The following is a 15,085-nucleotide window of genomic DNA, read 5'->3' as shown; positions in this document are numbered from 1 at the left end:
CGTGTTGCAACCCGAACAAAAAAGGAGAGTGCCGCATGAAATACATCTTTTTGAACCTGAAACGCTTCGACGTCCCCCCCCAGTACGGCGGGGTGAACCGGCTGGCCCCGGTGGAAGGCTGGGCGCGCGCAATCGTGGAAAGCACCCAGCAGGCCCTCAAGCAATATGATCCGGCCAAAGTGGAGTTTGTGCAGTACTTTCCCGAGGCGCACCTTTTGAGCGCGGGGGCCGCCCTGTGTGAGAACAGCCCGGTGCAGCTGGGCTGCCAGGGTGTGTACCGCGCCGACACAGCGGTGGGCGGCAACTTCGGCGCGTTCACAACCAACCGCCCGGCCTCCATTGCCAAGGCAATGGGCTGCGGCTGGGTGCTGGTGGGCCACTGCGAGGAGCGGGCCGACAAAAACGGCGTTTTGGCCGAGGCGGGCGTTGCCGACACCGCCGCGGTGAACCGGCTGCTGAACCAGGAGATCCGGGCCGCCGCGGCCCAGGGCCTGAAGGTGCTGTACTGCATCGGTGAAAAGAGTGAGGAGCAGGAGCGCTGGCAGGAGGTGCTGGGCGAACAGCTGGACGTCGGCCTTGCAGGGGTGGACAAGGCCCAGGTGGCCATTGCCTACGAGCCGATCTGGAGCATCGGCCCCGGCAAGACCCCCGCCGACCGGCCCTACATCCAAAAGATCGCCCGCTTTGTGAAAGAGCGCACGGGCGGGCTGCCGGTGGTGTACGGCGGCGGCCTGAAAACCGACAACGCCGAAATGCTGGCCTCCATCCCCGAGATCGACGGCGGCCTGGTCGCCCTGACCCGGTTTGCCGGCGAGATCGGTTTTTACCCCGAGGAATACCTGGAGATCATCCGCCTGTACCTGGGCAAGTAACAAGCCAGCGCGGCGCAAAAGCCGCGCCGGCCGAGAGAAAAGGAGGAATCACCCATGAAACTGGATTTTGAGTATGGCCAGGGCCTTTTGAGCGCTGAACTGCCGGACAACACCGATGTGTTCATTCCGGGCACCACCGTGGCCGACCCAGCCTATATCCCCGAGGACAAACTGGAACAAGCCTACCTGGAAAGCCTGCGCCGCCCCATCGGCATGAAACCGCTGAGCGAGCTGGCGTTTCCCGGGGCCAAGGTGGCGTTCATTGTGCCCGACCGGGTCAAGGGCGGCGAACAGGCCACCAGCCACCGCAAGCTCTCGATCAAATACATCCTGCGCGAGCTGTACGCCGCGGGCGTGAAAAAAGAGGATGTGCGCTTTATCATTTCCAACGGCCTGCACCCCCGCGCAAAGCCGGAGGATTACCGCGCCATTTTCGGCGACGAGCTGTTTGGTGAATTCTGGCCCACCCACCAGATGACTAGCCACGACTCGGAGGACCCGGACAATATGATCGATCTGGGCGCCACCAAGCGCGGCGACCCGGTGTGCATGAACAGAACCGTGTTCGAGGCCGACCTGCCCATCCTGATCGGCCATGTGCAGGGGAACCCTTACGGCGGGTATTCCGGGGGCTACAAGCACTGCGCCACCGGCATTACCAACTGGCGCAGCATTGCCAGCCACCATGTGCCCGAGGTCATGCACCGGCCGGACTTCACCCCCGTGAACGGCGGCAGCCTGATGCGCAGCAAGTTCAATGAGATTGGCATGCTGATGGAAGAAAAGATGGGGCACCCTTTCTTCTGCTGCGACGCCGTGCTGGATACCAACAGCCGCCAGATCGCCATTTATTCCGGTTATGCGGCCGAAATGATGCCCGAGAGCTGGAAGCTGGCCGATAAGCGCACCTATGTGCATTGGGCCGAAAAAAAGTACGACGTGTTGGTGTTCGGCATGCCCCAGAAATTTCACTACGGCGACGGCATGGGCACCAACCCCATCATGATGATGCAGGCGCTGTCGGCCCAGGTGCTGCGCTTCAAGCGGGTTATGAGCGACAGGTGTGTGATTCTCTGTTCCTCCATCTGCAACGGCTATTTCCACGATGAGCTGTGGCCCTACCTGCGCGAGGAGTGGGAGGAGTTCCAGCACGATCACATGAATGTTCTGCCGGATATGAACCGGCTGGGCGAGTATTATGCCACCAACGAGGAATACATCCGCAAATACCGGTTTGCCAATGCATTCCATCCGTTCCACGGTTTTTCCATGATGAGCTGCGGCCATATCGCCGAGATGAACACCAGCGCCATTTACATCGTGGGCGCCGAGGAGCCGGGCATTGCCCGCAGCATGGGCCTGAAGACCCGCGCGACCTTTGAGGAGGCTCTGGCCGACGCCAAGAAAAAGTTTGTGGGCGACGCGCCGAACATCCTGGCGCTGCCCCGGACCTTCAAGCTGGCCGCGGTTCATCTGTGCATGAAAAATCCCGCGGAGGACTGCATGGACGAATACGGCAACCACCCCTGCGGCTGTTGCTGAAAAAGCAAAAAATTGCCGGGCCCTCTGGGCCCGGCAACCGCTGCTTTAACGCCCAGGCCATTGGCTTGAGGCGGGCAAGCGTACCATAAAGAGGGGAGGCGGGGCCGATGCAGGTACTCGCATATTTTATCATCAGCCTGTTAGCCAGCGTTGCAGGGGCGATCTGCGGCATTGGCGGCGGGGTGATCATCAAACCCACGCTGGACCTGTTTCATCTGGACAGCGTGGCCACCGTGAGCTTTTTGTCCGGCTGCACGGTGCTGGCTATGAGCTGCTATTCGGTCACCAAGTCCATGCGGGCGGGCGACAGCAGGGTCGATCTGAAGGTGGGCACCCCGCTGGCCATCGGCGCAGCCGTAGGCGGTGTGGTGGGCAAGCAGATGTTCAGCGCGATCAGCGCGCGTTTTGCCGAAACGGCGGGCGCGGTGCAGGCCGTGTGCCTGTTTGCGATCACCCTGGCCACCATGCTGTACACCTTGAACAAAAGCCGTATCCGTACCCGGCGCATCTTCAAGGCATGGGTGTGCCTGGCCATTGGGCTTGTACTGGGCATCATGTCCAGCTTTTTGGGCATCGGAGGGGGGCCCATCAACCTGGTGGTGTTCTACTTCTTTTTCTCCATGGACACCAAAACCGCCGCTCAGAACAGCCTGTATGTGATCCTGATCAGCCAGGTGACCAGCCTGCTGGCCACCCTGGTCACCCGGTCGGTGCCCACCTTTGGCTGGCTCAGCCTGCTGTTGATGGTGGCGGGCGGCATCGGCGGGGGCATGCTGGGGCGCGTGTTCAACAAGCGTATGGACAACCACGCCGTGGACAAACTGTTCATGGGGCTGATGGTGGTCATCATGGGCATTAGCCTGTACAATGTGTACCAATATACCTTTGCGCTCTGATCCCAAGGCCCGCGGCCCGCACAGAAAAGGATACCCCGTTTCTGCCAAAATGGCAGAGGCGGGTTTTCTTTTCGGCGGGGAGCGTGTAGAATAGAAAAAGAGAAGCGGAATACGTGCAGGCTTTATTGCGGAGCCACCGCAGCACGGCCGGAGGGGAAAGCAGAATGGAAACAAAAGAGCGCTATGCCGCCGATGTTGCGGTGATCCTGGCCCGCCAGGGGAACAATGGCGGGGCGCTTTGGGCTACGGCGGACCGCCGCCTGCTCAAGGGCGCGCCTTTTTCTACCCTGGAATGTGTGGATTATCTGTTAGAGCTGGGCCTTTCACCCGCCGACCCTCCCCTGCCCGCCGCTGCGCAGCTGATCCTGGGCGCCTGGCGGCCGGACGGGCGCTTTCGCGTTTACCCGCAGGGAGCGATCTACCCCTGCCAAACCATTTGGGCGGCCTTGACGCTCTGCCGGCTGGGCTATGCGGGGGACGAGCGGCTGCAGGCTACCTTTCGCCAGCTGCTGGCAGACCGATGGGCGGACGGAGGCTGGCGGTGCAACAAATTCAGCTACGGGCGCGGCCCTGAAACCGAGGCCTCCAACCCGTATCCCACCTTGCTGGCGCTGGATCTGTTTCGTTATGCCCCGGGCAGCGCGCAGGAAAACGCACTGGACGATGCGGTGGAATTTCTTTTGGCCCACTGGGTGACCCGCAAGCCCCTGGGGCCATGCCACTACGGAATCGGTTCACTGTTTATGCAGGTGGAATACCCCTTCCGAAATTACAATCTGTTCTATTACGTCTATGTGCTCTCATTTTATGAAAAGGCACGGAGGGACGAGCGGTTTATGCAGGCGTTCGAAGCGCTGCGCGCAAAAACAAGGCGGGGGCAGATGGTGGTGGAGCGAGTGGTGCCAAAGCTGGCTAAAATGGAATTTTGTAAAAAGGGCGAGCCCAGCGAGCTTGCGACCCGGCGCTACCGGGAGATATTGCAGAATCTGGGGCTGGAAAAATAAAAAGCGGCAGGCACGCTGGCAACAAGTGATGAAAGCGGCTGTGCGCAGAGCAATTTGGGAAAAACAGGGGCCTTGCTGCCCAGGCGGCGGGGCCGGACCCGCAAGAAACGACAAAAGAGGGAACAAATATGATTTTGGATGCAGGTGAGCGGGAACAGCTGGCGCGGCGGGCGAAAGCGGCCTTTGCCGCCCGGCCGGTGAACTGGAACGAGGCCCTGCCGCCCCTGAAACAGGCGGCGGCGTTGGGCGATGAGTGGAGCATGTGCATGCTGGGGTGGTGCCATGAGTTTGGCGAGGGGGTGGAGAGGGCCCCTGAACAGGCCCTGGAACTATACGTCCAGGCGGCCGAAAGGGGCTACGCCCCCGCGCAGTGCAACCTGGGCGCGCTGTATGTAGTGGGCGCACCCGGCTGCCCGCCAGACCCGGCCCGGGGCGCCGCCTGGCTCACAAAGGCAGCGGGGCAGGGCATGATGCGGGCGCAGTACCTGCTGGGCAGCCTGTTTGAGCGGGGCCGCGGGGTGGAACGGGATATGAAAAGGGCTGCGGGGTGCTTTGCCGCCGCGGCTCAGCAGGGCTATGCCGCGGCCCAGTTCAGCCTGGGCGTGTGCTACGAGCGCGGGCTGGGGGTGGAAAAAGATTATGCGGCCGCCCTGCACCAGTACCTGCAGGCTGCGGCGCAGGGGCACATTTCGGCGGTGTACAACGCGGGCTATTTTTACGAGATGGGCCTTGGCACCCCGCAAGATGAAAAAAAGGCGGTGGCCTATTACACCCGCGCTGCGGAGGCGGGCGACGCCGATGGGCAGTGCAGCCTTGCCTGGTGCTACGATTCTGGCGTGGGCGTGCCCCGTGACCCCGAGCGCGCGGTGGAGTGGTACAAAAAGGCGGTGGAGCAGCTGCATTTGCGGGCCATGCACAACCTTGCATGGTGTTACCGAATGGGGCAGCCGGGCGCGAACGGCCCGGACCGGGCGCAGCGTGCGGCCGAATTGTTCCGCCGCGCGGCGGAGGGAGGCTATGTGAGCTCCTTGTGCGATCTGGGCTGCTGCTATCGGGAGGGCTTTGGGGTGGAGCGGGACGCGGTGCGCGCGGTGGAGCTGTTCCGGGCAGCCGCAGAGAAAGGCAACGCCAAAGCGATGGACCAGTTGGGGGAATGCCTGCTGTACGGAATCGGCGCAGAAAAAGCCGAGGCCGAAGCGGTGCGCTGGTATAAAAAAGGAGCCGAAGCGGGCAGCCCGGAGGCGCAGTTCGATTATGCCCTGTGCTGCGATGAGGGCCTTGGCTGCCCCCAGAACCCCGAGGAGGCCGTGCGGTGGTATCAGGCGCTGGCGGATCAGGAGTGGCCCGGCCGCCCCTGCTGGATCGATGCGCTGAATAACCTGGGCGAATGCTATCGCTACGGCAAGGGAGTACAGCAGGATCTCGCAAAAGCACGGGCACTGTATGAAAAGGCGGGCGGCCAGGGAAGCGACATGGCCTGGTTCAACTTGGGCGAATGCTTCGAGAAGGGCGAAGGCGGCCCGCCCGATCTGGACCGCGCGGCCGAATGCTACCGCCGCGGGGTGGAGAAATGCCGCGCCGGCGGCGACTGCGCCCTGGCCCTGGCTCTTTTGTATGAGCGGGGCGAGGGTGTGGAAAAAAGCATGGCGGAGGCTGCCCGGCTGGCGCGCCTGGCCCTGGAACGCGCGGGCGGTGACGCGCAGGTGATCGGGGACGCAAAGGCGCTGCTGGCCCGTTTGAGCGAGAGCGAATAGGCACTGATAAAATCGGGCCAGCAGCAAAGCAGGCCGGAAATTTTCCGGCCTGCTTTGCAGTGCGAAGTAAAATGTGGTACAATGAGCGGCAGCGAAAAGAGGAAGGGAAGAAACGCCATGACCGAACAAGAGATGCGCGCCGCCATTGCGCAGCACGTAAAACCGCTGGTCTGTTTTGAAGGGCTGGAGGTGGTGCGGTGTGAAACAGGGCAGATCACCGCCACGGCGCCCGTGACCGAAAACAGCCTGAATTTATACGGAAATGCCCATGGCGGCTGGCTTTATGCCCTGTGCGACACCTGCTCGGGCATGGTCACCTGCACCTATGGGGTGCCGAACGTGACTCTGCAGGCCGGGATCAACTATATAAAAGGGGCAAGGCCCGGCGACACAGTGCGGGTGGAGGCCGCGACCCAGCACAAGGGCGGCCAGACCGCGGTAAACCGGGTGGAGCTGTTCAACCAGAGGGGCGAACTGCTGGCCACCGCGAACTTTACCATGTATCTGATGACGCGGCCGGGATAAGGGCCAAAGGGGTGAATACAAAATAAGAACCAGGGCGCAGGCAACTTTTGCCGCGCCCTGGTTTTTATTGTTTGATACCCTGCCCTACAAGCCCCAAAGCCAGCCTGCCAGCAGCATCATAAGCGGCATGGTGAAGACCGACAAAATGGTGGAAAGGCAAACCATGGCCACCGCCTTGGCGCTGTCTTTTCCGAACAGGTGCGCCAGGGTGGCGGTGTTCACCCCGATGGGGGTGATGGCCGCGATGAACACCGCGGTGCGCGCCTCGGCAAAGGCGGGGGGGACAAGGCAGAACAGAGCCGCCGTGGCGGCCGAGATCAGCACCAGCCGCACAAAGCTGGCCCACCAGTTGAACCGGTCCGAAAAGACCGAACGCAGGTCGGCCCCGGCGAGGTAGCAGCCCATGACCACCATGGCCAGCGGGGTGTTCACCGCCGCCATCATGGAGACCGGCCGGGTCAGAACACCGGGCAGGCGGGTACCCCAGCCGGGCAGAAAGGCCAGCAGGGCAAGCCCCATGGCAATGGTGGCAGGGTTGGTAAGGATCTTGCGGGGGCTCACATGCTGCTTATCGCCGGTGATGGTGTAAACGCCCCAGGTCCATTGCAGCACACCCACCAACACGGAATAAAAGGCGATATAAAACACCGCCTTTTCGCCCAGAACGGCAGTGATCAGCGGAATGCCGATAAAACCCACATTGGAAAAGGCCACGCCGAAATTTTCCACCGGATGGCTGCGGAAAATAATCTGCGACAACACCATGGACAGCAGTGCCGCTGCGCAGATCAGCGCCGCCGAAACCCCGAACTGAAGCAGGCGTTCCGGGGTTCGCTCCACAAAAAAGGAATTGATGATCGCCGCCGGCACAACGATGCGCACCAGCAGGTTCGTGATCTCGCCGCTGCCCTTCTGAGTGACCCAGCCCAGCTTTCCCATCAGATAGCCCAGCAGCAAAAACAGGCACATGACCACCGTTTGCTCCATCAGGATCGCCGCAAGAGCCACAAAACACCGCCCCTTTTTTACTGCAAGATTGCCCTGAAATCAGAATGATGCACAGCGGGTGGGCTGCATTGCCGCCACGGCCCCGCAAGGAAGAAGGGGTTACGGCTTGCGGCGCAGATGCAGCGCAAAGCCGCCCACCTCCTGTTCAAAATACACCGCGATCAGCCCCTTTTCGTCGCGGGCGACGCCCTCGGCGCGGAATCTGCAGCCCCGGCGTTCGAACCAGGCCATGGCCCGCTCCACGCTGTTGGTGCTGATGGCGATGTGCCCCTTTTCGCCCAGGAAGGGCCTTTTGACCACCTCCATGGCAGTGCCGGCAAAAAAAGCGCCGGGCAGTTCAATCACCGGGAAGCCGAACAGGCCGGCAAACGCCTCACAGTTGGCGCGGGCTTCCTGCTCGTCGCGGCTGTTGAGACCGATGTGCAGCAGCTGAAAGCCGTGCATTTCGGCCACGGCTTCCCGGCACAAGCGCGTGATGCCGGTCCAGTCGCCGGAGTCCACCAGTGCGGGCGGGCAGATCCAGCTGCCGCCGCAGGCGGCTACATTGGGCTGGCCCAGATACTCGTTCAGGTTTTCCTTTCCCACGCCGCCGGTGGGAATAAAACGAATGGTTTTGTAGGGCGAAGCGAGGCTTTTGAGCATTTTCACACCGCCGTTCTGTTCAGCGGGGAAGAATTTCAGCGTGGTCAGGCCAAGCTCCATGGCGGCCTCCACCTCGGTGGGGGTGGCAACCCCCGGCAGCACCGGCACTTGGTGCTCCAGGCACCAGCGCACTACCGCCGGATTCAAACCGGGGCTCACGATGTATTTGGCGCCTGCCTCCACGGCCTGCCGGGCCATCCCTGCACTGGTCACAGTGCCCGCGCCCACCAAAAGCTCCGGCACCTGCTGCGCCATGGCCGCGATGGCGGCAGGAGCCGCTTCGGTGCGGAAGGTCACCTCGGCGGTGGGAATGCCCCCTTCCACCAAGGCACGGGCCAGGGGCACCGCGCCCGCAACGTCGTTTATCACAACGACGGGGATGATCCCTATCGCTTCAAGGCTCTTAAAACAATCAGACATGTTCTTTCCTCCAATCTTTTTTGCCGTTCATAAAGGCGTCCAGTTCTTCGCGGGTGGGCAGGCCGTCATTGTCGCCCAAACTCATGACCTGAATGGCGCCGATGGCATTTCCACGACGCACCGCATCCTCCAGTGAAAGCCCCTCGCGCAGGGCGGAAAGGACGCCTGCGGCAAAGCCGTCGCCTGCGCCCACCGTATCCACAATCGTTTCCACCGGGAAACCGGCCACGTAACCGCTGGAGGAGGAGCTTGCGTAATAAGCGCCCTTACCCCCCAATTTTACGATCACGGTCTTTGCGCCGCGCTTTAAGTAAGCTTCAGCGATGTATTCGGGCCGGTGCTCTTCCAAAAGGATCCCGGCCTCGGCCACGCCGGGCAGAAAGATATCGCACTCGCCGCTCATTCGGTTCATGTAATCGATCATTTTTTGCCGGTCACCCCACAATTGAGGGCGCAGGTTGGGGTCGAAGGAAAAAAGCATTTTGTTTTCGCGGGCTTTTTCCAGCAGGGCGGCGGTGGCCTCGCGCGTGCTGTCGCTCAAGGCAGGAAGGATGCCGGTCATGTGCAGGGTATCGTAGCGGGCAAAATCCAGCGCGTGCACGTCGCCCGCGCTCAAGGTTGAGGCGGCGCTGCCCTTGCGGTAATAAAAAATTTCGGGGTCGCCCTGCTCCACAGAGCTTTTCAGCATAAAACCGGTGGTGCGCTCGTCCGTGTGGGTGATAAGCTCGGTGGAAATGTTGTTTTGGTTCATGATCTTTACAATGCGCTTGCCAAAGGGGTCGTTGCCAAGCTTTGTAAGATACCCCACGGTATGGCCCAGCCGGCTCATGCCGATGGCCACGTTGAATTCGGCGCCGGCCAGGGCCATGGAATAGCCGGTCACGTCCTCGAGGGGGGCTTTGTTTTGCGCAATGAACAGCCCCATCGGTTCGCCGGCCAACAGAATTCCTTTGGACATATTCAAAATTCCTCCATTCAAAACAGATGCAGACAAACTGGGTATAAATTTAAGAAAAAAGGGCGGAAACCGATACACAAAAACTGGTTGTAAAAGCCCGGCACAGGTTCTGTGCCGGGGATTTTATACTCAAAACGAAAAAACGATCTACCTCTTTTGTGACAGACGGGTGGAGTCTCGCACGATCAGCTCGCACGGGAGCAGCACCTGCTGGGCAGGCAGCTCGGGCGTTTCAATGCGGCGCAAAAGCAGCCGCGCGGCGGTGGCGCCCAGCTCCCGCGCATGGACCATCAGGGTGGTTACGTTGGGTTCCACAAGCTGCGGCCAGTTCATTTGGGGCGACCAGTCCCAGTCTTCGGGGCCGCACAGGCCCATCTGATCTGGCATGCGCAGGCCGCGCCGCTTGAGCAGGTTGAGCGTGTGCATGGTGGTGACACTGTTCACGCCCACAATGGCCGGAATGTCGCCGGGGCGCAGGCTGGAAAGAAAGCGGTCCAACGCGTTTTCAAAGCTGACGGGATTGTGGGTGCTCACCAGGTACACATCGCCGCCGGCGTCGGCCCCGTAAAGCCGCTGCATGGCGTTCAGATATCCCTGGCGGCGCTGGTGACGCACCGAGTTATGCTCCCAGCGCTGGGTGAAAAAAGCGGGGCGGGTATAGCCCTGTTCCTTTAAATGAGCCACGGCATTTTCCATTGAGCGCTCATACTCGCCGGTCACAATATCGAACTGATAGTTGTTCACATAGCGGTCGCAAAGTACGATGGGCATTCCTTGGCAGGCCAGCGTGATGAGCTGCGGGTTTTCCTGGCTGGATGGGTTTACCAGCAGCCCGTCCACGTCCTTGGCCAGCAGGGAGGAGAGATAATGGGCTTCTTTTTCGGCGCTGTCGTCGCAGTTTACAAAAATAGGGGTGTAGCCCTTTCGGTCCAGGTAATCGCTCACGCCCAGCACCACAGCCGAGGAGAAGGGGGAGGAGATGTCCGAAATCAGCACCCCGATCATGCGGGTCCGCTGGCTTTTCAGGCTGCGGGCCGCGTCGCTGGGGCGGTAGTTGCTCATCTCGATTACGGCGCGGATACGCTCCCAGGTTTTTTCGCTCATCAGGTCGCTGCGGCCATTGATAAAACGGGAAACCGTGGTTTTGGAAACGCCGGCAGCGGCGGCAATGTCGGAGATGGTTACCTTGCGACTCGCTTTCACAGGCGGGCCCCCTTTCATAAGACTATGCCTCTGCGGGCAAAAAAACGCCCGGGACCACAAGTGTGGCACAGGATTTCCACTCACACTATAACATTCCGACTTGTCAAAGTCAAACTTAACCGGTAAACATAACTGTAAAAAGCCGATTTTTCGTGGTTTGGCGCAAAAAGTGTGTTCTAAAATTGTTCATTATTCTGAAAATTGGGAAAAAGGATAGACAAGAAAAAATGTTGTGATATGATAAAAGCGTCAAAAGTTTTGTTGAAAACTTGCGAAATATATTATAAAATACCAAATAATTTCCGCGAATCCTGTGGCTCAGCTTTTCCCAAAGGACCTCGGCCAATCCCAAGCACATCTGGCAATCGTTCCGCGAAAAATGCTGACACAGTTTTTTTATTCAAGTTTTTGAAACCGGTACACAAACACAAAACAACAGGGTTTGCTCTTTTTAGACAAACCCGGCGAGAGGGGGCGGTAAGCGATCAGATTGGAGCTCGACATTGCTTTGCCGGTGGGATGAACGCTTTTAAGCAAGCAGACCAAAAAGAGGTTCTGGGTCGGAACTCATGTTTGGCTTTGGAACCAAAAGGAGGAAATTATGCAAACGATCATTGGTATTTTATTGCTCGTTACGTATCTGGCATTTATTGTTTATGCCGCCAAGGGCGGAAACCTGATGCTCGGCCTGTTCGTGATGGCCGTTTTGTGGAGCGGCCTTGGCGCCGTGGGCGGGGCGATCACCTGGGAAACGGTGAACACCACCATCTTTAACGACGGCCCGCAGGGCTTTGGCGCAACAGCCGTGAACATCATCTTTGGCTCCTGGTTCGGCCGCATCCTGGTAGAAACCGGCATTGCGCGCACCATCATCCGCAAGGCGGTGGAGCTGGGCGGCGACAAGCCCGCCGTGACCACCATTCTTCTGGCGCTGGTGACCAGCCTGATCTTTACCACCGCTTACGGCGTGGGCGCCGTGGTTGCCATCGGCGTAATCGTGTTCCCGATTCTGCTGAGCCTGGGTATTCCCAAGCCCTTGGCAGCCGCCACCTTTACCATGTCCGTGGGCTGCGGCCTTTACTTCAACAGCTCGCTGCTCACCCAGGCCGCCGGCACCATGGTGGTGAACGACCAGCAGTACGGCTTTGAGGGCTGGTACAGCTTTGCGCTGGTGGCGTTTGTAATTCACTTTATAAGCATTGTGCTCATGGTTCTGTTCGCCACCCGCAAGGGCGCGAAGAAAAAAGCCTGGGCTGCGGCGTCCGGCTCGCTGGAAGGCAAAAACGTGAACCTGCTGGCCTGCCTGACCCCGATCCTGCCGGTCACCCTGTCGGTGGCGTTCAAGGTTTCCGCCATTCCCGCCATCATCATTGCGGTGCTCTGGGCGCTGGCCTGGACCGGCTACTTCAAGAGCTGGGGCAATTTGGGCGAAGTGCTGCAAAAAACCTTCCACGACGGCGTGGCCGACGTGGGCCTGGTGCTGGGCTTTTTGATGTTTCTGCAGATGTTCATCAAGGCTGCCGGCGCCTGCAAGGACCTGCTCGCGCCCATCGTGTCGCCCATCATTCCCAGCAACGCCTTTTTGATCTTCCTGGTGTTCGGCCTGCTGAGCTTTATGTCACTGTTCCGCGGCCCGCTCACCATCTGGGGCGCCGGCGCCGCCACCTTTGCCATTGTGGCCGCCACCGGAATTTACCCCCTGACCGTACTGTATCCCCTGTTCTACATCCAGTGCTGCACCGTGAACACCAATGTGTGCCCCACCCAGTCCTGGAACCTGTGGGCCATTGGTTACACCAAGATCAGCACGAAAGAGTACATGAAGCAGACCCTGGTCTATGCCCTGCCCTGCGCGTTCATTCTGGAAATGGTAGCATATTTCATGTTTGCCGCCTGAACCGGCTGAAACGCGCGCTTCCCAAAACAGATTGAGGACCGGCCTTTTTGTTTTGCAGTGCACAACATCCCACAGTTTGCATAAAAAATAGCCGCAGGCTATTTTGCGGCCATGCGGGGCGGGCATTTTGCCGCCCGCCCCGCACGGCTGTGCAGAAAAAACGATCTGAAAAGCGCGCCCCAGCCGCAAACGGCGGCGCGCAGAGAATCCACGCGGTTAGGAGAAACACATATGGAAAAGAGAAGCATCCGTGTCGGCATTGACGTCGGCGGTACACATACAAAGGCGGTGGCGCTGGACAACGCCACCCACGAGATCGTGGGCGAAAGCATTGTGATGACCAGCCACGACGACCCCATGGGCGTTGCGGCGGGCGTGATCGAGTGCTTTGAAAAATGCCTGACCCAAAACGGGATCGACCCGGACGACGTGGTTTTTATTGCCCACAGCACCACCCAGGCCACCAACGCCCTGCTGGAGGGCGACGTTGCCAAGGTGGGGATCATCGGTATGGGGGCAGGCGGGCTGGAGGCCATGCTGGCCAAACGCCAGACGAATATCCCCGCCATTGACTTGGGGACCGGCCGCTTTATTGAGACCTGCCACACCTATATGAAGGTAAAGGATGTGAACAAAGAGAGCCTGGGCAAAGCCATCGACGAGCTCAAGGCCCAGGGCGCCACGGTGATTGCGGGCAGCAAGGCGTTTGGCGTGGACGACCTGAAGGAAGAACTTCTGGTGCGCGAGGCAGCCCAGGAAAAGGGCATGCTGGCCTCGGTGGCGTCGGACATCAGCAAGCTGTATGGCCTGACCCGGCGCACCCGCACCGCAGCCATCAACGGCAGCATCCTGCCCAAGATGATGAACACCGCCGAGAGCACCGAAAGCAGCGTGCGCAAGGCGGGCATTAAGGTTCCCCTGATGATCATGCGGGGCGACGGCGGCGTGATGGACATCACCGAGATGAAAAAGCGCCCGGTGCTCACCATGCTCTCCGGCCCGGCGGCGTCGGTCATGGGCGCGCTGATGTATCTGCGGGCCTCGAACGGCATCTACTTTGAGGTGGGCGGCACCAGCACCAACATCGGCGTGATCAAAAACGGCCGCCCGGCGGTGGAATATTCCATTGTGGGCGGGCACCGCACCTACATCAACTCACTGGACGTGCGGGTGCTGGGCGTGGCCGGCGGCTCGATGGTGCGGGCGGCGAACGGCCATTTGGTGGATGTGGGTCCGCGCTCGGCCCACATCGGCGGGCTGAAATATGCGGTGTACACCCCCACCGGGGAGATCGAAGAGCCGGAGCTGGAGTTTTTCTCGCCCAAGCCCGGCGACCCCGAGGATTACGTGCGCATCAAGCTGAAAAGCGGTAAGCGGGTCACCATTACCAACTCCTGCGCGGCCAACGTGCTGGGCCTGGTAAAAGAGACCGATTATTCTTACGGCAATGTGGAGAGCGCCCGCCTGTGCATGAAGCCCCTGGCGGACTACATGGGCGTTTCGGTGGAGGAGTGCGCCCGGCAGATCCTGGATAAGGCCTACGAAAAAATCAAGCCGGTGATCGAGGAATTTGCCGAGAAATACCGCATTGAAAAGGATCAGATCACCCTGGTGGGCGTGGGCGGCGGCGCAGCGGCCCTGCTGCCTTATACGGCAAAGGAGATGCAGCTGAATTACAGCATCCCCAAATATGCCGAGGTGATCAGCTCCATCGGCGTGGCGCTGGCCATGGTGCGGGACGTGGTGGAACGCGTGATCCCCAACCCCACCACCGAGGACATCCGCCAGCTCAAAAAAGAGGCGGCGACCCTGGCCGTGAAAAACGGCGCGGTGCCGGATACCATTGAGGTGCAGATCGAGATCGACCCCCAGACCTCCAAGATCACGGCCATTGCACTGGGCAGTACGGAGGTGCAGACCACCGACCTGCAGCTGAAATGCGGCGAGGAGGAGGCGCGCGGTCTGGCCGCGGACTCGATGCACGCAAAACCTGAAGAGGTCGAGACCCTGATCAAAAACGACATCTTTTACGTGTTCGGCCGCACGGTGGGCGAAAAGCAGCAGGTACGCCTGGTGGATCACCGGGGCTTTATTAAGGTGCAGAACAGCGACGCCGTTGCCCGGCTGTGCAAGGCCGGCGAGTGGGAAGAGGCCGTGGCCGAACTGTGGAATGCCCAGCTTGGCTATAAGACCGACATGGTCATGACGCCGGACTTCTTTTTGTGCATCGGCGGCAAGGTGCTGGACTTTTCCAACACCCTGAGCCTGGAACAGCTCCAGACCATTATGCGCAGCGAATTTTTGGAGGCGGACGAAAACGAGCCGATCATCCTGATCGCGGCCAAGACGGAAGTCTTTTAACAA

The 15,085-nt window shown here is 60.2% G+C and carries 12 protein-coding genes; 8 read left to right on the top strand and 4 right to left on the bottom strand.

Features of this window, described 5'->3' with window-relative positions; genetic code table 11:
- Positions 1 to 35 precede the first annotated feature (35 nt).
- The 6 genes from ACMLHZ_RS05580 (at position 36) to ACMLHZ_RS05555 (ending at position 6,593) form a co-directional block, all read left to right on the top strand.
- Positions 36 to 872, top strand: coding sequence for a triose-phosphate isomerase family protein (locus ACMLHZ_RS05580; RefSeq protein WP_418666791.1), 837 nt, complete (start codon positions 36 to 38; stop codon positions 870 to 872).
- A gap of 54 nt (positions 873 to 926) precedes the next feature.
- The gene (locus ACMLHZ_RS05575) at positions 927 to 2,414 is read left to right on the top strand and encodes a lactate racemase domain-containing protein (protein WP_418666790.1); all 1,488 of its coding nucleotides are present in this window, start codon (positions 927 to 929) and stop codon (positions 2,412 to 2,414) included.
- Positions 2,415 to 2,521: 107 nt separating this feature from the next.
- Positions 2,522 to 3,310, top strand: a complete 789-nt coding sequence (locus ACMLHZ_RS05570; protein ID WP_418666789.1) for a sulfite exporter TauE/SafE family protein — start codon at positions 2,522 to 2,524, stop codon at positions 3,308 to 3,310.
- Positions 3,311 to 3,474: 164 nt separating this feature from the next.
- Complete coding sequence (locus ACMLHZ_RS05565) at positions 3,475 to 4,314, top strand: prenyltransferase (RefSeq protein WP_418666788.1); 840 nt, start codon at positions 3,475 to 3,477, stop codon at positions 4,312 to 4,314.
- A 128-nt stretch (positions 4,315 to 4,442) separates the two neighbouring features.
- A complete protein-coding gene (locus tag ACMLHZ_RS05560) occupies positions 4,443 to 6,068 on the top strand; it encodes a tetratricopeptide repeat protein (protein WP_418666787.1) in 1,626 nt (541 codons plus the stop codon).
- Between the two features lie 117 nt (positions 6,069 to 6,185).
- Entirely contained in the window at positions 6,186 to 6,593 is a 408-nt protein-coding gene (locus ACMLHZ_RS05555) for a PaaI family thioesterase (RefSeq protein ID WP_418666786.1), read from the top strand.
- Between the two features lie 84 nt (positions 6,594 to 6,677).
- Here ACMLHZ_RS05555 and ACMLHZ_RS05550 read toward each other — a convergent pair whose 3' ends face one another.
- The 4 genes from ACMLHZ_RS05550 to ACMLHZ_RS05535 all read right to left on the bottom strand — a co-directional run bounded on the left by ACMLHZ_RS05550 (position 6,678) and on the right by ACMLHZ_RS05535 (position 10,824).
- Positions 6,678 to 7,601: an AEC family transporter gene (locus ACMLHZ_RS05550; protein WP_418666785.1), complete on the bottom strand. Its 924-nt coding sequence runs from the start codon at positions 7,599 to 7,601 to the stop codon at positions 6,678 to 6,680.
- A 99-nt stretch (positions 7,602 to 7,700) separates the two neighbouring features.
- Positions 7,701 to 8,663: a bifunctional 4-hydroxy-2-oxoglutarate aldolase/2-dehydro-3-deoxy-phosphogluconate aldolase gene (eda, locus tag ACMLHZ_RS05545; RefSeq protein WP_418666784.1), complete on the bottom strand. Its 963-nt coding sequence runs from the start codon at positions 8,661 to 8,663 to the stop codon at positions 7,701 to 7,703.
- On the bottom strand, positions 8,656 to 9,621 hold the full coding sequence (locus tag ACMLHZ_RS05540) for a sugar kinase (protein ID WP_418666783.1): 966 nt from the start codon (positions 9,619 to 9,621) through the stop codon (positions 8,656 to 8,658). The genes eda and ACMLHZ_RS05540 overlap by 8 nt, the downstream gene beginning before the upstream one ends.
- A 147-nt stretch (positions 9,622 to 9,768) precedes the next feature.
- Positions 9,769 to 10,824, bottom strand: a complete 1,056-nt coding sequence (locus ACMLHZ_RS05535) for a LacI family DNA-binding transcriptional regulator (protein WP_418666782.1) — start codon at positions 10,822 to 10,824, stop codon at positions 9,769 to 9,771.
- 601 nt (positions 10,825 to 11,425) lie between these two features.
- On the opposite strand from ACMLHZ_RS05535, the gene ACMLHZ_RS05530 reads away from it, so the two are divergent.
- Together ACMLHZ_RS05530 and ACMLHZ_RS05525 are read left to right on the top strand one after the other, a co-directional pair.
- Positions 11,426 to 12,721, top strand: coding sequence for a citrate transporter (locus ACMLHZ_RS05530; RefSeq protein ID WP_418666781.1), 1,296 nt, complete (start codon positions 11,426 to 11,428; stop codon positions 12,719 to 12,721).
- A 231-nt stretch (positions 12,722 to 12,952) separates the two neighbouring features.
- Positions 12,953 to 15,082, top strand: coding sequence for a hydantoinase/oxoprolinase family protein (locus ACMLHZ_RS05525; RefSeq protein ID WP_177562363.1), 2,130 nt, complete (start codon positions 12,953 to 12,955; stop codon positions 15,080 to 15,082).
- The last annotated feature ends 3 nt before the right edge of the window (positions 15,083 to 15,085 follow it).

Origin of the sequence: Allofournierella sp., from assembly GCF_048388525.1 — a bacterium.
Classification (GTDB): Bacteria; Bacillota; Clostridia; order Oscillospirales; family Ruminococcaceae; genus BQOK01.
This window is presented reverse-complemented; position numbering and strand designations above follow the sequence as displayed.